This window comes from Janthinobacterium sp. ROICE36, assembly GCF_002869965.1.
Taxonomy (GTDB): domain Bacteria; phylum Pseudomonadota; class Gammaproteobacteria; order Burkholderiales; family Burkholderiaceae_D; genus Janthinobacterium.
The window spans coordinates 1-20,504 of record NZ_PEBS01000018.1 but is presented as its reverse complement, the minus strand read 5'-3'; the positions used below and the strand labels follow the sequence as shown (position 1 = coordinate 20,504).

General features: G+C 61.7%; 20 protein-coding genes. 11 read left to right on the top strand and 9 right to left on the bottom strand.

All coding sequences use genetic code 11. The features are described from left to right. Positions 1 to 45 precede the first annotated feature (45 nt). Entirely contained in the window at positions 46 to 621 is a 576-nt protein-coding gene (locus tag CSZ94_RS09855) for a hypothetical protein (RefSeq protein ID WP_102121330.1), read from the top strand. A gap of 69 nt (positions 622 to 690) precedes the next feature. Here CSZ94_RS09855 and CSZ94_RS09850 read toward each other — a convergent pair whose 3' ends face one another. The 6 genes from CSZ94_RS09850 to purB form a co-directional block, all read right to left on the bottom strand. Further along, positions 691 to 2,844, bottom strand: coding sequence for a S46 family peptidase (locus CSZ94_RS09850; RefSeq protein ID WP_102121329.1), 2,154 nt, complete (start codon positions 2,842 to 2,844; stop codon positions 691 to 693). 306 nt (positions 2,845 to 3,150) lie between these two features. Next, a complete protein-coding gene (locus CSZ94_RS09845) occupies positions 3,151 to 3,420 on the bottom strand; it encodes a GlsB/YeaQ/YmgE family stress response membrane protein (RefSeq protein ID WP_102121328.1) in 270 nt (89 codons plus the stop codon). 165 nt (positions 3,421 to 3,585) lie between these two features. Further along, positions 3,586 to 4,161, bottom strand: coding sequence for a YceI family protein (locus CSZ94_RS09840; protein ID WP_102121327.1), 576 nt, complete (start codon positions 4,159 to 4,161; stop codon positions 3,586 to 3,588). A gap of 33 nt (positions 4,162 to 4,194) precedes the next feature. Then, positions 4,195 to 4,749: a YceI family protein gene (locus tag CSZ94_RS09835; protein WP_102121326.1), complete on the bottom strand. Its 555-nt coding sequence runs from the start codon at positions 4,747 to 4,749 to the stop codon at positions 4,195 to 4,197. A 36-nt stretch (positions 4,750 to 4,785) separates the two neighbouring features. Then, a complete protein-coding gene (locus CSZ94_RS09830; RefSeq protein WP_102121325.1) occupies positions 4,786 to 5,310 on the bottom strand; it encodes a cytochrome b in 525 nt (174 codons plus the stop codon). A gap of 186 nt (positions 5,311 to 5,496) precedes the next feature. Further along, positions 5,497 to 6,876 (bottom strand): adenylosuccinate lyase, encoded by a 1,380-nt coding sequence (purB, locus tag CSZ94_RS09825; RefSeq protein WP_102121324.1) that lies wholly within the window; start codon positions 6,874 to 6,876, stop codon positions 5,497 to 5,499. Positions 6,877 to 7,153: 277 nt separating this feature from the next. Between purB and CSZ94_RS09820 the strand changes: the two genes are divergently transcribed. From CSZ94_RS09820 to CSZ94_RS09800, 6 genes are all read left to right on the top strand, one after another. Continuing rightward, a complete protein-coding gene (locus CSZ94_RS09820) occupies positions 7,154 to 7,768 on the top strand; it encodes a glutathione S-transferase N-terminal domain-containing protein (RefSeq protein WP_102121323.1) in 615 nt (204 codons plus the stop codon). 7 nt (positions 7,769 to 7,775) lie between these two features. Next, positions 7,776 to 8,804, top strand: a complete 1,029-nt coding sequence (locus CSZ94_RS09815; RefSeq protein ID WP_258000892.1) for a LacI family DNA-binding transcriptional regulator — start codon at positions 7,776 to 7,778, stop codon at positions 8,802 to 8,804. Between the two features lie 312 nt (positions 8,805 to 9,116). Continuing rightward, a complete protein-coding gene (locus tag CSZ94_RS28590; protein ID WP_258000891.1) occupies positions 9,117 to 10,406 on the top strand; it encodes a TonB-dependent receptor plug domain-containing protein in 1,290 nt (429 codons plus the stop codon). An 18-nt stretch (positions 10,407 to 10,424) separates the two neighbouring features. Then, complete coding sequence (locus CSZ94_RS28585) at positions 10,425 to 11,411, top strand: TonB-dependent receptor domain-containing protein (RefSeq protein ID WP_258000890.1); 987 nt, start codon at positions 10,425 to 10,427, stop codon at positions 11,409 to 11,411. 15 nt (positions 11,412 to 11,426) lie between these two features. Further along, the gene (locus CSZ94_RS09805; protein ID WP_258000889.1) at positions 11,427 to 13,295 is read left to right on the top strand and encodes an alpha-amylase family glycosyl hydrolase; all 1,869 of its coding nucleotides are present in this window, start codon (positions 11,427 to 11,429) and stop codon (positions 13,293 to 13,295) included. Then, a complete protein-coding gene (locus tag CSZ94_RS09800) occupies positions 13,292 to 14,620 on the top strand; it encodes an MFS transporter (protein WP_102121322.1) in 1,329 nt (442 codons plus the stop codon). Before CSZ94_RS09805 ends, CSZ94_RS09800 begins: the two co-directional genes overlap by 4 nt. Before the next feature lie 56 nt (positions 14,621 to 14,676). Here the strand turns inward: CSZ94_RS09800 and bfr are convergent, their stop codons facing one another. Next, on the bottom strand, positions 14,677 to 15,153 hold the full coding sequence (gene bfr / locus CSZ94_RS09795; RefSeq protein WP_034745609.1) for a bacterioferritin: 477 nt from the start codon (positions 15,151 to 15,153) through the stop codon (positions 14,677 to 14,679). Positions 15,154 to 15,574: 421 nt separating this feature from the next. On the opposite strand from bfr, the gene CSZ94_RS09785 reads away from it, so the two are divergent. Then, the gene (locus CSZ94_RS09785) at positions 15,575 to 16,255 is read left to right on the top strand and encodes a Fe2+-dependent dioxygenase (protein ID WP_102121320.1); all 681 of its coding nucleotides are present in this window, start codon (positions 15,575 to 15,577) and stop codon (positions 16,253 to 16,255) included. 185 nt (positions 16,256 to 16,440) lie between these two features. On the opposite strand, the gene CSZ94_RS09780 is transcribed toward CSZ94_RS09785, so the two are convergent. Together CSZ94_RS09780 and CSZ94_RS09775 are read right to left on the bottom strand one after the other, a co-directional pair. Further along, positions 16,441 to 17,142, bottom strand: a complete 702-nt coding sequence (locus CSZ94_RS09780; RefSeq protein ID WP_102121375.1) for an energy transducer TonB — start codon at positions 17,140 to 17,142, stop codon at positions 16,441 to 16,443. 17 nt (positions 17,143 to 17,159) lie between these two features. Then, positions 17,160 to 17,375 (bottom strand): (2Fe-2S)-binding protein, encoded by a 216-nt coding sequence (locus CSZ94_RS09775; RefSeq protein WP_102121374.1) that lies wholly within the window; start codon positions 17,373 to 17,375, stop codon positions 17,160 to 17,162. A 413-nt stretch (positions 17,376 to 17,788) separates the two neighbouring features. Here CSZ94_RS09775 and CSZ94_RS09770 point away from each other — a divergent pair, with 413 nt between their 5' ends. The 3 genes from CSZ94_RS09770 to CSZ94_RS09760 are packed head-to-tail and all read left to right on the top strand — an operon-like array spanning position 17,789 to position 20,262. Continuing rightward, positions 17,789 to 18,073 carry a FeoA family protein gene (locus tag CSZ94_RS09770; RefSeq protein WP_102121319.1) on the top strand — a complete coding sequence of 95 codons (285 nt, stop codon included), beginning with the start codon at positions 17,789 to 17,791 and terminating at the stop codon, positions 18,071 to 18,073. Between the two features lie 2 nt (positions 18,074 to 18,075). After that, positions 18,076 to 19,977, top strand: a complete 1,902-nt coding sequence (feoB, locus tag CSZ94_RS09765) for a ferrous iron transporter B (protein ID WP_102121318.1) — start codon at positions 18,076 to 18,078, stop codon at positions 19,975 to 19,977. A gap of 9 nt (positions 19,978 to 19,986) precedes the next feature. Further along, positions 19,987 to 20,262, top strand: coding sequence for a hypothetical protein (locus CSZ94_RS09760; protein WP_102121317.1), 276 nt, complete (start codon positions 19,987 to 19,989; stop codon positions 20,260 to 20,262). Positions 20,263 to 20,504: the final 242 nt, after the last annotated feature.

The following is a 20,504-nucleotide window of genomic DNA, read 5'->3' as shown; positions in this document are numbered from 1 at the left end:
CAGTACTTGTGTTATGAATACGTTTCACGCGCAAGGGGAGGCGGCATGGGCAAGGCAGCGATGGCAGCGATGGCGGCGCTGGTGTGGTGGACTTGCCTGGCGGCACAAGCGGCGCCGTTGCGCTTGCCGGTGAACAAGGAGCCTGTGGCGCAGGGCGGCTCCGTCACGGCCACCGCGCAAGGCGCGCTGATACGCTACCGGGGCTGGCTGCTGGCCGTCGATGGGGCCGTGTCGGAGCGGCGGCCCGATGTCTTGCTGGCTTGGGCGGATGCGGGCCAGGCGCCGCAGCTGCAGATCGGTTCCACGCGGCGTACTTTGCCCACGTGGTCAGGCTTCGAGCTCGTCAAGGGACGCACGCGCTTGCGCATCACGGCGCTGCCGGGGCCTGAGGCTCCCGCGCTGCTGCTGGACTTTGGCGAGGCCGATTACCGCATCGTGATTCTTGCTGCCGCTATCGAGCGGCAAGCGTATCGGCTGCTGGCGCAGCGCTTTCCCGGCGCGGATCTGGCCTTGCTGCTGCAGGATGGCCGGCGCGTGATGCTGCCCTTGGTAAGCAGTCGGGAGCAGGTGTTTGGCGCGGAGCAAGCCGTGCCTTACCGGTTTTCAAAGATCAAACGCTAGACGAAAAAAAGCCACTCCCGCAGGAGTGGCTCAGCTGACAAGCGCCCGTTGCCGGGCTATTGTTTCTTGTTATTCAGCGCCCATTTCTTTCAGCAGATTGTCTGCGTGGTCGATGTGTTTCATGTTCCACAGCATGTAGCGCAGGTCGACCTGGATCGAACGGGTGTTGGCCTTGTTGTAATCCCAATCGGAGATGATCGAGTCCAGGGTGCCATCGAAGGCCAGGCCGATGAATTCGCCTTTGGAATTGAGGGCAGCCGAACCGGAGTTGCCGCCGGTGATGTCCAGGGTGGCCAGGTAATCTACCGGCACGGTTTTCAGCTTGGGATCGACGAATTTACCGAAGTCCTTGGCCTTGATCGCGGCCAGTTGTTTCGCTGGTGCATTGAACTCACCCTCGCCCGTGGCTTTGGCAACGACGCCATTGACGGTGGTGAAAGCGGTCCAGGTAGTGCCATCGGCGCCGTGGTCACGGCCGGCAACACGGCCGAACGTCACGCGCAGGGTGCTGTTGGCGTCAGGATAGACGGCTAATCCCTTGCTCTTCATGAAGGCAATTTTTGCTTTCATGTAGTTGGCGTAGGCTTGCTGGATCTTGCCGGCCAGTTCTTCGTCTTCCGCTTCGTTTTTCAGCGAATCGGGATACATGGCAACGGCTGCCTGGATGAAGCTGTCTTTGCTGGCCTGGAATTCTGCAGGCGTGCGTTTCAGCCATGCTGCGCGCTCTTCCTTGTCGCCCAGCTTGCTGCCCGCATACAGTTTGTCCAGGGCGGCGGACAGGTCGGCTGGCGACATGCCATCCTTGATGCCGATGGCGGCGTCAAAGCTGGCGCGGCGTTGTGCTGCCGGTTGCGCGGCGTACTTGCTCAGGCTGTTGAGTACCAGTGCCTTGTCGACTTTTTCATCGTAGGTGCGCTCGACCGAGGTGATGCCCGAGGTCAGGCGTGGCAAATCGCGCGTCTGGTAGCCGGATTTGCGTTCCGTATCGGCCTTGGTGCTTTCGTTCGACAGGCGGTACAGGCTGCGTGCCGTGTTCAGCAGGCGTGGCTGTGCGTAGCCCAGGAAGAAATCGCGCTTGGTGTCGGCATCGCGTTCGGCGATCAATTTTTCCACTTGCTCGATATCGCCGGCAAATTCAGCCTTGCGGGCAGGATTGGCGTTGACCCAGGTTTTCAGGGCATCGTGTTCCGCCGTCTTGCGCGCGAGGAAATCGCTGCCGACGTAGGAATCGAGCATGCCCTGGCGGTTCTTGTAGTAATTGTTGACGCCAGCGACTTGACCCGCGTATTTCAGGGCTACGTCCTTGTTGTCCTTGGTTTCGCGCGCGATGATGGCCAGGGTTTCGCCCGACGCTTTTACGAAGGCCGGGTAGTTCCAGTCAAACGTGAATGCCACTTCCGATGGCAAACGGTGACGGTTGGTGCGGCCAGGGTAGCCCAGTGCCATCACGAAATCGCCTTCTTTCAAGCCATCCTTGGCCAGTTTCAGCACGTGTTTTGGCTGGTAAGGCACGTTGTCCTTGCTGAAGTCGGCAGCTTTGCCATCGCGGCTGACGTAGGCGCGGTAGAAACCGTAGTCGCCCGTGTGGCGTGGCCACATCCAGTTGTCGGTGTCGCCGCCGAACTTGCCCACGCCCGCTGGAGGCGCGTGCACCAGGCGCACGTCGCGGATTTCCAGTTGCTTGATCAGGTAGAACTCCAGGCCGCCGTAGTAGCTCGACACGGTGCAGCGGAAACCGGCTTCTTTTTCGCATTCGGCGACCAGTTTTTTCTGGTTTTTCTCGATCGCGTCGATGCGTGCCTTGCCTTGCAGCTTGGCTACGTCGGCGGTGATGATCTTGTCGCTGACATTGGTCACGGCCGAGGTGACGAAGATGCGGCTGCCTGGGGCGGCCGGCAATTCTTCAGCGAAGGTCTTGGCCAGGAAGCCGTTGGCCAGCAAATCGCGTTCCTTGGTCGAATTGACTGCCACGCTGTTGTAGACGCAATGGTGGTTGGTGGCAACCAGGCCTTGTGTCGAGACGAACGAGGCCGAGCAACCGCCCAGGCTGACGATGGCGCCCATCGGGAACTCGGTCAGCTTGGTCAGGGTGGTCGGATCGAGTTTCAGTCCGGCCGCTTTCAATTCCTTGGCTACTTGTGGCAGCTGTTGGGGCATCCACATGCCTTCGTCGGCGTGTGCGAAATTGCTCAGGATGGCGAGCGCGATTAAAGATTTTTTCATTCGAGTTCTAGTCTTTTTACATGGTGGGAAGTCGGAACCAACGTGTACCCAGTGTTTTTTCTCAGCGGGCGACCTAGAGTATCCGTATCGAACTCGCACTAGTCAATCACATTTTCCGGGCGGCATGAATGCATTAAGTTACTTAAGTAGCATTTTTTTTGGTGATATAAGGGCAGGAACCGGCCGCCAGCCCGCATTTTTCCGTGCGGCGACTGTGGTATTGTCCATACGTGTCTTGGCAACAATGAAAAATGGCCGGGCGCTTGCACGGCCCGGTCACCTCGTGAGACACGGCGTGTTGCCGCGCTAGCGTATTTTGCTGCGGCGCAAAAGATTCACGATGCCCAGCAGGATCACGGCGCCCAGGAACGAGACCAGCAGCGAAGACACGCTGAAATTGTCGCTGTTGATGGTGCCCGTGCCGAACAGGGGCGCCAGCAGCCAGCCGCCCAGGAAGGCACCCACGATGCCGACGACGATATTGAGGAAGATGCCCTGTTGTGCATTCGTTCTCATGACCATGCTGGCCAGCCAGCCGATGACGCCGCCAATAACGATCCAGATAATGAAATTCATGTAGTCCTCCGCGCGATGGGTGAGTGGGGTGTCATGTCAGAACAACATCATGCCAATGGATAGTGATGCCGCACGATAGAAAAGTCCAGCGGATTCGCGTCGCGCATGCAAAAGCCCGCCTGGCTGCAGGCAGCGAGGCGGGCTTGTCATGTGGCAAGGTCTTGTTTAATCGGCCTTGATCGCTTCGACCTGGATGGCCAGCTTGACTTCCGGCGAGAACGCCGGCATGCCGTAGTTCAGGCCAAAGTCGCTGCGCTTGAATTCCGCGCTGGCATCGGCGCCGCACACTTCACGCTTGTAGCGCGGGTGCATGATGCACTTGAATTTGCTCACATTCAATTTGACGGGCTTGGTTACGCCCAGCAGGGTCAGTTCGCCATCGACTTCCACCAGTTGATCGCCGTTGAACTTGAACGACTTGCTCTTGTAGGTGATTGCCGGGAATTTGTCCACATTGAACATGTCCGCTTTTTTCGCGTGCGTGTTCATGGCGTCGAGGCCGAAATCGATGGAATCGGCATCGATGACCAGGTCCAGACTGCCCGTCTTGGCGGCACGGTCCAGGGTCACGGTTCCCTTGGTCTTGTTGAACTTGCCGCGCCAGACGGACATGCCCATGTGATCGGCTTCAAAGCTGGGGAAAGTATGCGTCGGGTCGAGGTTGTAGGTGTCGGTAGCGGCCATGGCCGAACCCGCGCCGGCAGCTGCCAGCATGGCGATCATCAAATGCTTGAATGTCATGTATATCCTAAGGTTGAACAAGGGGTGTGGCGATTACTGCGCAGAAACATGGAATTTAATTGTGACTTCATCGGCAACCATGCTCGTGTCTTTCCACTCGCCTTCGCCGATGTTGTAGGTCAGGCGTTTGATCGGCAGGGCACCGTCGAACGCATATTTGCCGCCGTCGGCTTTCACCGTCAGGGGGAAGCTCACGTCGGTGGTCTTGCCTTTGATGCTCAGCTTGCCGCTTACCGTCAGTTTGCCCGCGCCGGCGGCCTTGATGCTGCTCGAGACAAAGGTGGCTTTCGGGAACTGGGCCGCGTTGAACCATTCTTTCTTGGCTACTTCCTTGTTGTACTCGGGGTCGCCGATATCGATGCTGGCCGTGTCGATGTCCACCGACGCTTTCGAGGCGTCCGGCGTGGCCGGGTTGTAATCGATGGCGATATTGAATTTCTTGAACTTCGCTTCCACGGGCACGTTCATTTGCTTGAACACGGCCGACACGCTGGTCTTGGCGGGATCGACTTTCAGCAGGGTGGCGGCGGTGGCGGCCACGGACAGTCCCAGCAGGGAAGCGAGGACGATGCGTTGGGTGGTTTTCATCTTATTTTTCCTGTGTTTCAGTGAGCAAGGGGGACGTTAAGGCAGCATGCGCTTGAGCACGCCATCGCGGTCGATGAACTGGTGCTTCAGCGCCGCCAGCACATGGGCGGCCACGGCGGCGGCCATCGTCATGTTCAGAACATAATGAATCTCTTTTAAAAGTGGCTTAAGTTCCGGGTTCGGCGCCATGATGACCGGCAGCTGGAACAGGCCCAGATAGACCACGGGCACGCCGGCGGCCAGGGTGTACAGGTAGCCGGAAATGGGCACGGCGAAGATCAGGAGGTACAGCAGCACGTGCATGGCGTCGGCCGCCTTCTTTTGCCAGACAACCATGCTGGCCGGGTGCGGCGGCGGCACATTGGCCTTGCGCCACAGCAGGCGGATGGCGGCGATGGCCAGCACGGTCACACCGAGCCACTTGTGCCAGGAGAAATATTTGAGTTTGGTGGGTGTCAGGCCGGGAATGTCCGTCATGACCAGGCCCATGACAAAGGCGCTGATGATCAGCAGGGCGGTCAGCCAGTGCAGGATGATGGCGGTGGTGGTGTAGCGTTGCATCGGCGGCTTTCTTGAAAATAGTACGTATTAGGACTAATTCGGCTTAATATACCAAAGAAAAGCAAATTACGCTGCGTGCTGCAGATTCTACAAGAAAGATTGCCGGAAAAACCGCGGGGCGGGCAGCATTTGTGTGCCGGCCGCCCCGTGGATGTGGATCTGCTTGATCCAGGTACAGATAGTGGCTTAGATTGCCTTGGCCAGTTGCGCCGCGATACCGATGTAGTTACCCGGCGTCATGCTCAGCAGCACTTCCTTGGCATCCTGTGGGATGGCCAGGCCATTGACGAAGGTTTGCAGCGCCTCTTTCGAGATACCCTTGCCGCGCGTCAGCTCTTTCAGTTGCTCGTACGGATTTTCGATGCCATAGCGGCGCATCACGGTTTGTACGGGCTCGGCCAGCACTTCCCAGGTGGCGTCCAGGTCTTGCGCCAGGCGCGCGTGGTTTACTTCCAGCTTGTTCAAGCCGCGCAGGCAGCTGTCATAGGCCAGCAGGGTGTAGCCCAGGCCCACGCCGATGTTGCGCAGCACGGTCGAATCGGTCAGGTCGCGCTGCATGCGCGAGACGGGCAGTTTTTCCGACAGGTGTTTCAGGATGGCGTTGGCCAGGCCCAGGTTGCCTTCCGAGTTTTCAAAGTCGATCGGGTTGACTTTGTGCGGCATGGTCGACGAACCGATTTCGCCCGCTTTCAGCTTCTGCTTGAAGTAGCCCAGCGAGACATACGTCCAGATGTCGCGGTTCAAGTCCAGCAAGATCGTGTTGACGCGCGCGAAGGCATCGAACAGTTCGGCCATGTAGTCATGCGGCTCGATCTGGATGGTATACGGGTTGAAGACCAGGCCCAGGCGTTGTTCGATGACGGCCTGCGAGAACGCCGGCCAGTCGAAGCCGGGATAGGCGGACAAATGGGCGTTGTAGTTGCCGACGGCGCCATTCATCTTGCCGAGGATTTCCACTTGCTCGATGCGCTTGACGGCGCGCTGCAAGCGGGCCACGACGTTGGCCATTTCCTTGCCCAGAGTGGTCGGGCTGGCCGTCTGGCCGTGCGTGCGCGACAGCATAGGCACGTCGGCATTGTCGTGCGCGATCTGCGTCAGCTTGGCTACCAGGCCGTTCAATGCCGGCAGCATCACGCCATCGCGCGCAGCCTTGAGCATCATGCCGTGCGAAGTGTTGTTGATGTCTTCCGAGGTGCAGGCGAAATGGATGAATTCCGACGCCGCCACCAGTTCCGGCACATCCGCCACTTGTTCCTTCAGCCAGTATTCGACAGCCTTGACGTCATGGTTGGTGAACGCTTCGATGGCCTTGATGCGGGCCGCATCGGCTTCCGAGAAATCCGCCGCCATCTTGTCGAGCAGGGCGCTCGCTTCTGCCGAGAACGGTTTGATTTCAGCGAAACCGGCTTGCGACAGCGCTTGCAGCCAGGAGATTTCCACTTTCACGCGGTGGTGCATGAAACCGGCTTCGGACAGGATCGGGCGCAGCAGATCGGTCTTGCTGGCGTAGCGGCCATCGAGCGGAGACAGGGCCGACAGCGTGGAATACGGAGGTGTAGAAGTCATGAGAGCGGACGCAAGTTAAAGAAACGGTTGGCGTGTGGCGCGCGGGGAGGACAGGACTATTGCAATAAAGCAACACTGACGGCGCCACAGTAAAGGGCGATTTTACCACCGCTGGCCGCTGGCCAGCCGTGCGTCGGCGGCGGATGGCCCCCATTTTGGCCGAATCCGGCCCCGATGCGGCGTGCCTGCCACACCCAGGGGAGCGCCGGGTGCGTGCTGCCAAACGCCGCTGCCGCCGATGCTATACTGCTTGCTGCTCCTTTACCTTAAAGTACTTATGAAACTGATCGGCTCCCTCGCCAGCCCGTATGTCCGCAAAGCCCGTATCGTGCTGGCGGAAAAAAAGCTCGACTATGTCTTCGAGCTGGAAAACGTGTGGGTGCCGGAAACCCGCATTGCCCAGGCCAATCCGCTGGGCAAGGTGCCCTGCCTGGTGATGGAGGATGGCAGCACGCTGATCGATTCGAAAGTCATCGTCGAATACCTCGACACGCTCACGCCCGTGTGCAAGCTGCTGCCGGCTGGCGGCAATGGCCGCGAGCGGGCCGATATCAAGAACTGGGAAGCGCTGGCCGACGGCATTCTGGACGCCGGCGTGCTGGTGCGCCTGGAGCGCACGCAGCGCCCGCCCGAGCAGCAAAGCGCGGCCTGGATCGCGCGCCAGCTCGACAAGATCTCGCTGGGCCTGGCCGCACTCGAGGCGCGCCTGGGCGAGAGCGCGTATTGCGCCGGCAAGAACTACACCTTGGCCGACGTGGCCGTGGGCTGCACCCTTGGCTGGCTCAGCTTCCGCTTCCCGGAAATCGACTGGCGCGCGGACCATCCCGCGCTGGCGCGCCTGTTCGACAAACTGTCCGAGCGGCCATCGTTCAAGGACACCGCGCCGCAGTGAGCGTACGATGACCGGTACCGATTCGAAGGCGCAGCAACGCCTGCAAATGGCCGATATCGCGCGCCTGGCCGGCGTGTCCACGTCCACCGTGTCGCGCGCGCTGAGCGGCAGTTCGCTGGTCAATGAAGAGACGCGCGCGCGCGTCATCGCGCTGGCCCGTTCGCTCAAGTATTCCATCAATATCGGCGCGCAAAACCTGCGCCTGAAACAGAACCGCACGGTCGGCGTCGTGGTGCCGTATGACGCGGCCACGCGCCAGCACCTGTCCGATCCTTTTTTCCTCAGCATGCTGGGCAGCCTGGCCGATGCGCTGACGGAGCAGGGCTTCGACATGCTCATTTCGCGCGTGGATGCCGAAACGCTCGATGCGGCCGCCCAGCCCTTCGACAGCGGCCGCGTGATCGGCATCATCCTGATCGGCCAGTGGCGCCACCATAAACAACTGAATCAGCTGGCCGCGCGCCAGGTGCCCATCGTCGTGTGGGGCGCGCAATTGCCGCAACAGCTGTATTGCACCGTCGGCGGCGATAACGTCGCCGGTGGCAGGCTGGCCACGGAACACTTGCTGGCGGCGGGGCGCACGCGCATCGCCTTCTTTGGCGACGCCAAGCTGCCCGAAGTGGCGCAGCGCCTCCAGGGTTATGTGCAGGCGCTGGCCGCGCAGGGGCTGGCGCCCGACCCGCAACTGTACGTGGCCGGCTCCTTCCTGCCGCAGGGCGGCGCGACGGACGTGCAGGAACTGCTGGACCGCCACCTGCCGTTCGATGCCATCTTTGCCTGCAGCGACTTGCTGGCCATGAGCGCCATCAGCGCCCTGCGCGCGCGCGGCGTGGCCGTGCCGGAACAGGTAGCCGTGGTCGGCTACGACGATATCGAACTGGCCGCGTATTTCCACCCGCCGCTGACCACCGTGCGCCAGCCGATCCGCGCCGCCGGGCGCGCGCTGGTGGCTTCGCTGCTGGCGCTGGTCGACGGCGCGCCTGCGCCATCCCAGCAATTGCCAACCGAGCTGATCGTACGCGCCTCGGGCCGCTGAAGCGCGCATCTGCTATCGAGTGCAACCGATTGCAATGATTTAAAATTGGCCCCCATATTTTCATGCTGCGATGCCGCATGAAAAACCCTGTGTGCTCAGCCAGCAGCCACTTTTTTCCTCTGTGTATCCCATATTATTCTCTTAAAAACAACATAATTTCCATGTTACAGCGCTCGATTGCAATCGATTGCAATAAATTCATATCCGTTGAATAATGACGTACCGGCTCAGCCAGCGCGCCACGGCAGGCAGCGGCCAGGACTCATAACAAGCGGATACCTCGATGTATCGGCATACAACACTGGAGACAAGATGAAAACACGTACTGCTCAACGCGGCTGCATGGCCGCAGCCGTCGCCCTGGCCATGCTGCAATTGGGTACCGCCCAGGCGCAATCGGCCGGCGACACCGCCAGCGCCGCGCCCGCCGATGGCCTGAACCTGGAACGCATCGTGGTCACGGGCACCACCGGCGGCACGTCCAAAATGAAATCGAGCAATTCCGTCAGCAGCATGGAACTCGACACCATCTTGCACAACGCGCCGACCAGTGCCGCCGAAGTCCTGCGCTCGGTGCCGGGCTTGCGGGCCGAATCCTCGGGCGGCGAAGGCAATGCCAACATCACCGTGCGCGGCCTGCCCATTTCCGCTGGCGGCGCGCGCTATGTGCAGATCCAGGAAGACGGCTTGCCGGTGCTGCAGTTCGGCGACTTCAACTTCACCACGCCCGACAGCTTCATCAAGATCGATTCCACGCTGGACCACCTGGAAGTGGTGCGCGGCGGTTCGGCCTCCACCCTGGCCACCAATTCGCCGGGCGGCATCATCAATTTCATCAGCAAAAATGGCAAGGAGAAGGGCGGCAGCGTGGCCATCAGCCGCGGCCTGGGTTACGACCAGACGCGCGTGGACTTCGACTATGGCGCGCCGCTCTCGGAGCGCACGCGCTTCTTCATCGGCGGCTCCTGGCGCACGGGCGAAGGCATCCGCCACAGCGGTGTCAACAGCGAAAAAGGCGGCCAGATTCGCGGCAACGTCACGCATGAATTCGACAGCGGCTTCGTGCGCCTGTCGTTCAAGCACCTCGACGACCAGTCGCCCACGGCCCTGCCTGTGCCGGTCAGCGTGCGCAATGGCCGCATCGGGGAAATCGCCGGCATCGACCCGCGCAAGGCCAGTTTCTATTCGCCGTTCTGGGTGCCTGACATGGTGCTGAACAAGGATAACCAGCGCGTGGCCACGAATGTCAACGACGGCTTGCACGTGAAGAGCGATAGCGTGGGCGTGGAAGCGTCGGTCAAGCTGGGGCAGGGCTGGAGCGTGAGCGAAAACTTCCGTTACGCCGACAATTCCGGCCGCTTCACGGGCGTGTTCCCGTCGAATAGCGGCAGCGACGGCAGCTATGTGTTTGCCAGCGGCCCGAATCAGGGCAAGCCTTACATCGGCCGCGCGTTTTCCGCCGTGGTGTTCAATACCTCGATCGACGACGCCAGCAATACCCTGAGCGACACCAAGCTGGCCAAGACTTTTGTTCTCGACAGCGGCAAGCTGACCACCACGGCCGGCCTGTACCTGTCGCAGCAAAAATTGGGCCTGACCTGAAACTTCAATGAATACCTGATGCAGGCCACGGGCGACCAGCCGGCCCTGCTGCAGACGGCCAGCGGCACGCCCGGCTATATCGGCCCGGCCTTCGGCGCCTGCTGCTCGCGCGCCGTCGACATGGAGTACCGCACGACGTCACCGTACCTGAACCTGGCCTGGGAAAGCGGCGCGCTGAATCTCGATGGCGGTCTGCGGCGCGACCGCCAGCATGCCAGCGGCACGGCCAATCAGGCGACCGGCGCGCAAGCCTATCTGCCGTCGACGGTGCAGCAGGTCGACTACACCTTGGGCCACACCTCGTACTCGCTGGGCGCGAACTACAAGCTGCAAGCCAACCTGGCCGTGTTTGCGCGCGTCAGCGAAGGCGTGGCCTTCAATGCCGACCGCATCCTGTTCGGCACGCCGTTGGATGGCAGCGTGCCGGTGGCCATCAATACCGTGCGCCAGCTTGAAGGGGGCGTGAAATGGCGGCAGGGTCCTCTGAGCACCTTCGTCACCGTGTTTCAGGCCAAGACGAAGGAAAGCAATTACGAGGCGACCACACAGCTGCGCACGGCCAACAGCTATGAAGCCAAGGGCGTGGAGCTGGAAGCGGCTTACAGCGCCGGCGACTTCCGCATGAATGGCGGCCTGACGTTCACGGATGCCGAGATCACGGGCACGGCGGCGGCCGACGTGGCGCTGATCGGCAATACGCCGCGGCGCCAGGCGCGTGTCGTCTACCAGCTCGCGCCCACCTATGAATGGGGGCCTGCCACCTTCGGCGCCAGCCTGGTCGGCACGGGCAAGTCGTGGGGCGACGATGCGCACACGATCACCTTGCCCGCCTACCAGGTGCTCAATGCCTTCGTCAATTACCAGCTCACGCCGCAAATGCAGCTGGCGCTGACGGCGAACAATCTGCTCGACAAGATCGGCTATACGGAAGTCGAGGGCGATGGCCATGCGGCCCGCTCGATCACGGGGCGCGCCGTCAAGGTCAGCCTGAAATACGCATTTTAAGCAAGGATAGGATTCATGATGTCGATACGCAGCCCCCTGGCGCGCCTGCTGGCGCCGCTCCCCACGCACTTGCGCGACGATGCGGCGCGCCGCTATGCGCGCCAGGAGGCGGTCTTGCTGGACCGCCTGGGCAGCCTGTATGGCCAGCGGCCGGACTTCCTGCCCTGGCTGGGCGAGCTGATGGAAAGCGTGGGGCGCCTGTACGCGGCACGTGCCCCCGAACTGCTGCGGCAGGATGCGCAGCGCGAAGCGCAGCCTGACTGGTTTGCCAGCCAGTCCATGCTGGGCTACAGCGCGTACGTGCAGCGCTTCGGCGCCAATTTGCAGGGCGTGGCCCAACGCATTGCCCACCTGCGCGAACTGGGCGTGACGTATCTGCATTTGCTGCCCTTTTTGCGTGCGCGCGCCGGTGAAAGCGATGGCGGCTTTGCCGTCGCCAGCTTCGAGGAAGTCGACCCCGCGCTAGGCAGCAATGCCGACTTGCTGGCGTTGACGGCGCAGCTGCGCGCGGCCGGCATCAGCCTGTGCTCGGACCTGATCCTCAACCATGTGGCCGACGACCATGCATGGGCGCTGGGCGCCAAGGCGGGCGATCCGCTGCTGCGCGATTTTTTCCTCACCTATCCCGACCGCGTGCAGCCGGACCGCTACGAGCGTACCGTGGGCCAGGTCTTCCCGCAGGCGGCGCCGGGCAATTTCACGTTTGTGCCAGAGCTCCAGCGCTGGGTCTGGACCACGTTTTATCCGTATCAGTGGGATTTGAATTACGCTAATCCGGCCGTCTTCGCGGCCATGGCCTGCGCCATGCTGGGCCTGGCCAACAAGGGCATCGAGGTGTTCCGCCTCGATTCGACGGCCTTCCTGTGGAAGCGCGAAGGCACGGACTGCATGAACCAGCCCGAAGCCCACAGCCTGCTGCAAGCCCTGCGCGCCATTGCCGCCCTCGTTGCGCCTGGCGTATTGCTCAAGGCCGAAGCCATCGTGCCCACGCCCAAGCTGCCCGCCTACTTTGGCAGCGATGCCGCGCCCGAATGCCATATCGCCTATCACAGCAGCCTGATGGCTGCCGGCTGGGGTGCGCTGGCCGAGGAAAGCACGGACTTGCTGCAGCAAGTGATCGCCGCCACGCCGCCCCTGCCGCCTGCCGCATGCTGGCTCAGCTATGTGCGCTGCCACGACGACATCGGCTGGAACGTGCTGCTCAATGAAGCGGGCGCGGACGGGCCGGCGCGCCTGGCGCGCATCGCGCAGTTCTTTGCCGGCACGCCCGGCAGCGGCAGCTATGCGCGCGGTGCCGCCTTCCAGAGCAGCAGCGCCGACAAGGCGCATGGCAGCAACGGCATGGCCGCCTCGCTGGCCGGCCTGCAAAGCGCCGTCACCGTGCAGGAGCAGGAATACGCCTTGCGCCGCCTGCTGCTGCTGCATGGGCTGGCATTGAGCTTTGGCGCCTTGCCGGTGCTGTACATGGGCGATGAACTGGGCATGACCAACGATGACAGCTACACGCAGCGGGCCGACCGGGCGATGGACAGCCGCTGGCTGCAGCGTCCCGCGTTTGACGACAGCTTGCTGGCTTGGCGCCACGATGGCGTGAGCGCCAGCGGCCGGCTGTACCTGGCGCTGCGCCAGCTGATCGACGTACGCAGGCGCTTGCCGGCCTTGGCCGCCGATGCGCCGCGCCGCGTGCTGCCCGCCGCCACGCCGGCCGTGCTGGCGCTGCTGCGCGGCGACGCTTTCCTCAACCTGAGCAATTTCAGCGGCGCCAGCCAGCGCTATACTTTGCCTGCAGGCGAATGGCGCAATAGCCTCGATGGCAGCGTGCTGGCCGGCACGGTAGGCCTGCAGCCATGGCATATGCTGTGGCTGGAAAGGGAGCAAGCATGAGCGACGCCACGGCGCACCGTCCGCATCTGTCGTTCTGGCAGATCGTCAACATGAATGTCGGCTTTTTCGGCATCCAGTTCAGCTTTGGGCTGCAGCAAAGCAGCATGAGCCCCATCTACAAATACCTGGGCGCCGACGAAGCGAGCCTGCCGTATCTATGGCTGGCCGGCCCCATGACAGGCCTGCTCGTGCAACCGCTGATCGGCGCCATGAGCGATCGCACGGTGACGCGCTGGGGCCGCTGCACGCCCTACTTCCTGATCGGCGCCATCCTGTGCAGCCTGGGCTTGCTGGCCATGCCCTTCAGTCCCACCCTGTGGATGGCCGCCAGCCTGCTGTGGATACTCGACGCGGCCAACAACGTGACGATGGAGCCGTACCGCGCCTTTGTCAGCGATAAGCTCGACAAGAAGCAGCATTCGCTGGGCTTCCTGACGCAGAGCGCGTTTACGGGGCTGGGGCAAACGCTGGCCTATCTGACGCCATCGCTGCTGGTCATGCTGGGCATGAACAAGGATGCCGTCAATGGCAGCCATATTCCGCACATCGTCATCGCCGCCTTCCTGATCGGCGCCGTGTTTTCCCTCGCCTCGGTGCTGTGGACCTTGAAGACGACGCCGGAAAACCCGCTCACGGCCAGCGAGCTGGCGGCCATCCGCAACCGCCCGCCGGGCTGGCGCCACACGCTGGCCGATATTGGCGCGGCCTTGCGCGAGATGCCGCCGACGATGAAGCAACTGGCCCTCGTCAACCTGTTCCAGTGGTACGCCATGTTTTGCTACTGGCAGTACATTGCGCTGTCGCTGGCGGCCACCCTGTTCCATACGACCGATCCGGCGTCGCAAGGCTTTCGCGACGCGGGCCTGCTGAACGGGCAGGTGGGCGCCTTCTACAATTTCGTCGCCTTTGTCGCCGCCTTTGCACTGGTGCCGTTCACGCGACGTTTCGGTCCCAAGCGCATGCACAGCCTGTGCCTGTGCGCGGCCGGCGTCGGCATGCTGAGCATCCCGCTGATCCACAGCCCGGCGCTGCTGTTGCTGCCCATGCTGGGCGTGGGCCTGGCCTGGGCCAGCATTATGGGCAATCCCTACATCATGCTGGCCGGCTGCATTCCGCCCGAGCGCACGGGCGTCTACATGGGCATCTTCAATATGTTCATCGTCATCCCGATGATCATCCAGATCTTCACTCTGCCGCTGTATTACCGCAGCTGGCTGGGCGGCAATCCGGAAAACGTCATCCGGCTGGCCGGCGCCCTGTTGCTGTGCGCGGCGGTGGCGGTGCTGTGCGTCAAGCTGCGCCCGCAGGTGGCCAGCAAGCCTTGATGGCAGGCGTAAAAAAACCGGCTCTGCCGGTTTTTTTTATCTGCCTCGAAGAACAATTACTCTTCAATCGCCATCTGGCTTTGCAGGTAGTTCTGGATGCCGACTTTGGCGATCAGGTCGATCTGCGTTTCGAGCCAGTCGATATGCTCTTCCGTGTCTTCCAGGATCATCAGGAACAGGTCGCGCGAGACGTAGTCGCCCGCTTTCTCGCTGATGGCGATGCCTTCCTTGACGGTGGCATGCGCGGCGCGTTCCAGCTTCAAATCGCATTCCAGCATTTCCGGCGTGTTCTCGCCGATCAACAGCTTGTGCAGCGCTTGCAGGTTAGGCAGGCCGTCGAGCATCAGGATGCGGTCGATCAGCTTGTCGGCGTGTTTCATTTCGCCGATCGATTCTTCGTATTCTTTTTTGCCCAGCTTTTCCAGGCCCCAGTGCTTGTACATGCGCGCATGCAGGAAGTACTGGTTGATGGCCGACAGTTCGTTGGTGAGCTGTGCGTTGAGCATGCGGATGACTTCTTTATCGCCCTTCATGGGATGTCCTTTGTTCTGTGTCGCGTTCGATGATGAAACCGGAGGCTGCTGGCGTTCACTGCCGGGTGGCGCAGGCTGCCTGGTGGCGCGCAGCTTGCCGGTTTCGCTATGCCCGCATGATAGCGCAAAATATGGGCGTTTTTTGCTGCGAAACGGTGTTTTTCCGTCTTTTTAACGTAAATATCGTGCGAATAAAACCCATTCTCAAGTGGATTTCCCCATAGCGCCGTTTTTTATTTTTTAAAGAAAATGAAGGCCATTCTCATTCGCGTTCCTGGCGCTATTTTGCTGCCGCTGGCGCGCCTGCATGGTCGCGCTGAAAAGGCGGACAATGTTTAGCTGTTCTTGCTTTTGTCTCTTTTGGGACGCTGCCGGCAATGCGATAATCCGGCAGCGAGTTTTACTGAAAAAGGATAACAAGATGATGTTGCATATACCCGGCGTGCTGACGTCGGAACAGGTCACGCAGTTTCGCCAGCGCCTGGCGCAGACGGATTGGGTCGACGGGCGCGCCAGCGTCGGCGCGCAAGGGGCGCAAGTCAAGCGCAATCGCCAGTTGGCCGAAGGTTCGCCGCTGGCGCTGGAGCTGGGCGAGATCGTCAGCCGCGCGCTGATGGCCCATCCGCTGTTCTTTGCGGCCGTGCTGCCGCTGCGCATCCTGCCGCCGTTCTTCAACAGCTATGCGGGCGGCGAGCACTATGGCCTGCATATCGATGGCGCCATTCGCACGCCGAAAAACGGCATGCAGTCGATGCGCGCCGACGTTTCTTCGACCGTGTTCCTGAGCGAGCCGGACGAGTACGAAGGCGGCGAGCTGGTGGTGGTCGATTCCTACGGCACGCATGAGGTGAAACTGCCGGCCGGCGACGTGATCGTGTATCCGTCGAGCAGCGTGCATCAGGTGCTGCCCGTCACCAGCGGCGAGCGTATCTGCTCCTTCCTGTGGACGCAAAGCATGGTGCGCGAAGACTGGAAGCGCAGCATGCTGTTTGAGCTCGATCAGAACATCCAGAGCGTGCGCGGCGCGCACGGCGATTCGGCCGCGACGGTGGGCTTGACCGGGCATTATCATAATTTGCTGCGGATGTGGGCGGAGATGTAAGGCTGGGGTCAGTCGCTGCGCGAGGGGAATGGGCCCCAAAAAAAAGTCTGCCTGGCCCGGGGATGGTGGCTGGCAGACTGAAACAAGCAGTTGCTTGACTGGTACAGAAAATAGGGCGCAAAAAAGCAAGCAGGGCATCGGTGCGGTGCTTGCGGGCTGGCAGCGGCGCAGTGGCCGCCGCAAGGCTAGCTCAGTTGGAAGGTCAGCGGTACTAAAACGTAGACGGGGACAGGCTTGCCGTTTTCGATCATGGGCTTGAACAGCGCGCGCTGCGCGGCCTGACGGCCCGCTTCATCGAGGTTGCCGTAGCCGGTCGATTTATGGATCAGGATTTGCTCCGGCAAGCCTTTTTCATTAATCAGAATGCGCAGCACCACGGTGCCGCTTTCGCCCAGGCGGCGCGATAAATTCGGGTAGATCAGTTGCGGTGCCTTGATGTATTCGACGCTGCTGACGGTGCGCGGCGCCGACGGTGCCGGTGGTGTCGGCGACGGTGAGGCTGGCGCAGTCGGCGCGGCGGTGGCCACGGGAGCTGCTTCGGCGCGTGTCGGCTGCGGCGGCGTGATCGTCGGTTCGCTCGGTGCCACGGCGATCAGCGGCAACGGCGGGATGACGGCGCGCGGTACGGGCGCGCTCAGCTCCACGGTTTTTGGCACCGACGGTGCCGGCGGCTTGGGCGGCGCCGGTGGGGCGATGATGCTGATGGTGGTGATGGTCGGCATGGCCGCCGTGACGACGCGGCTCAGCAGGCCGCTCTGGATGGCGTAAAAGCCGGCGAGATGCAGGACGACGATGGCCATCAGCGGCGCGAACTTGTTGCGCTTCTTGTCGAAGTCGGCAAATTGTTGCACGGCCTGCACCGTTACGGGCGGGGGCATCATCGTCATGGCATTCATCGCTTTCTTTAGTTTGTCAGTACAGCTCGCATCAATACGGTTTCTTGCAGCACTACGCTAGCGCTCAGGTGATCGTTCAGCACCTCCCGCGCGCAGCTATGGCATTTGCCGCAGCAAGTGGCCACGCCCAAGTCGCGGCGCAGTTCGGCCATGCTGGACAGGCCAAGATCGACGGCTTGACGGATTTCACGATCAGATATGTTGTTGCAGACACATACAATCATTGATACACCTTCTGGCTGGAGGATGAAAAATGCACTAGTGCTGGGAAGCATTGTTGCTAGTGTTTTAATGAGAATCATTATCATTACGTTTCATTGTCGCGCAAAGCGGGGGACAATGCAAGCGATTTTGATCAAGTGTGCGGTGCCTGGCGGCATGGCGCGGCGTGTTGATATGGCCTTCCCGCGAATGGCGTAGCCCTTGACAGGGGCTACTCTCCGGGCTAAATAAAAACAATTCGCATTCATGTTTATAATGCTGGTATTGTCTCGGACGGTCGCCGTCCGGACAGTTTGAAAGGCCGCTTGTCGGTAATGCGCAACAGTTGCGTTTTACCTCACAACACCCCAGTCAAACGCGATGCGCCACGCGCAGCAGTTTGTCCCGGTGTTCTTAATTTGAACGGAATTTGCTCATGACTCTAGTTCCACCCTTGATGACGCTCGATGCGCTGGCAGTCGGCCAGAGCGGCACGGTGTTGCATATCACGCCCCACACGGCAGGACAGGCGGAAGACGGCGTCGACCTCGCCCGCCGCTTGATGGAACTGGGATTCGTTCCAGGCGAACGACTCCGCATGCTCAAGCGCGGCATTCCCGGCGGCGATCCGCTGGCCATCAAGGTCGGCAATGCCACGTTCGCACTGCGCCGCTTCGAAGCGGCGCTGATCACGATTCAACCGCTGCTTCAACCGGAATAACCATGGGTGCTGTCGAAACTATCGTCGATGCGGGCGTGCACAAGCCGCCGCATCAGCCACAAATTGCCTTGCTGGGCAATCCGAACTGCGGCAAAACCGCGCTGTTCAACCGCCTGACGGGCGCGCGCCAGAAAGTGGCGAACTACGCCGGCGTGACCATCGAGCGCAAGGAAGGCCATTTCACGTCGCCCGCCGGCAAGCCCGTGCGCGTGCTCGATTTGCCGGGCGCCTACAGCCTGTCGGCCACCACGCCCGATGAAGCCATCACGCGCGACGTGGTGGGGGGCTTGCGCAAAGGCGACCCGCGTCCGGACGCCATCATCTGCGTGGTCGACGCCACCAATCTGCGCCTGAATTTGCGCCTGGTGCTGGAAGTCAAGCGCCTGGGCCTGCCCATGCTGCTGGCGTTGAATATGACGGACGTGGCGCGCAAGCGCGGCATGCTGATCGACACGGCCAAGCTGTCGGCCGAACTGGGCATGCCCGTGGTGGAAACCGTCGCGGTGCAGCACGATGGCGAAAAAGCTTTGTTGGGCGCCATCGACGCCATGCTGCCGCTGCCGACAGTGGAAGCGAAACCGCTGGAGGCCATCGATGCCGTCAGCGTCGAAGAAACCCAGCGCGAAGTGCGCCGCATCCTGGCCGCCGTCAGCAATGACGCCAGTGACACGGGCAACCTGACGGAAAAAATCGACGACGTGGTGCTGCACCCCGTGTTCGGCCCTCTCATCCTCGCCGTGCTGATGTTCCTGATCTTCCAGGCCGTGTTTGCCTGGGCCGCCACGCCGATGGAAATGATTACCGATGGCGTGGGCCGCCTGGGCGCCCTGCTGACGGCGAATATGCCAGACGGTCACCTGAAGAGTTTGCTGGTGGAAGGCATCATCGGCGGCGTCGGCAGCGTGCTGGTATTCCTGCCGCAAATCCTGATCCTGTTCTTCTTTATCCTGAGCCTGGAAGACTGCGGCTACCTGCCGCGCGCGGCCTTCTTGCTGGACCGCCTGATGGGTGGCGTGGGCCTGTCGGGCCGTGCCTTCATTCCGCTGCTGTCGAGCTTTGCCTGCGCCATTCCCGGCGTGATGGCGGCGCGCACCATCCAGAACCCGCGCGACCGCCTGGTCACCATCATGATTGCGCCGCTGATGACGTGCTCGGCGCGCCTGCCCGTGTATGCGCTGATCATCGCCGCCTTCATCCCGCAGCGCCAAGTGTGGGGCTATCTGAGCCTGCAAGGCCTGGTACTGTTCGTGCTGTACTTTGCCGGCATCATCTCGGCCATGGCCGTGGCCTGGGTCATGAAGCGCGGCATGGGCGTGCGCGGCAACCAGCCGCTGATGCTGGAACTGCCAGCCTACCACTGGCCGCACCTGCGCAATCTGGCCGTCAGCCTGTGGGAGCGCGCGAAGATTTTCCTGACGCGCGTCGGTACCATCATCCTGAGCCTGATGATTATCCTGTGGTTCCTCAGCACCTTTCCCGGCGCGCCGGACAACGCGATTCATCCGCCAATCTACTACAGCCTGGCGGGCATCCTGGGCCGCGGCCTGGAAGTGATCTTCGCGCCCATCGGTTTCAACTGGCAGATCTGCATCGCGCTGGTGCCCGGCATGGCGGCGCGCGAAGTGGCCGTCGGCGCGCTGGGTACCGTGTATGCGCTGTCGCAAACGGGCGACGCGCTGGCCACTACCCTGGAACCGCTGATCGCCCATTCGTGGTCGATGGCCACCGCGCTGTCTTTGCTGGCCTGGTATGTGTTCGCGCCGCAGTGCCTGTCGACGCTCTCCGTGGTGAAGCGCGAGACGGGCGGCTGGCGCTATCCGCTGCTGATGGCCGGCTATATGTTCGCGCTGGCTTACGCCGCCTCGTTCATCACGTATCGCCTCGCCCTGATGCTGGGCGCCTAGGAGCACACCATGTGGCAAACCATTATCGTCGCCCTGATCGTCGCAGCCGCGCTGCTGCATTTTTCGACCAAGTATTTGCCGGCGGGCGTGCGCCGCGCCATCGTGCGTGGCCTGGTGCGCTGCGGCCTCGATGAGGCGAAAATGTCGACCTTGTTCAAGGTGGCGCCGGGCTGCGGCAGCGGCTGCGGTTCCTGCGGCTCCTGCGACAGCCCGCCGCCACCGTCCGCCATGCCGCCGGCCGACGGCAGCAGCAAGCGCGTGATCCTGATGCAGGTACAGCGCTAACAGGGTGTTGAAAAAGGACCCCAGTCCTTCGGATTTTGTCGCCAGACATGCGAATTTTTCGGGCTGGAAGCCGCATTTTGCCTAAAAAGCAGTTTTCAGCCACTTTTCAGGCCGTTTTTTGACATTTTTTAGCGCTTTCCGTACTCTATGGACGGAGTTATCCAACCACCGCCGATAAACGCCAGCCAAAGATCGTCGCCATGCGCGTCAGGTTGTAAGCGGCGAAAGTGAACGTGGTTTGT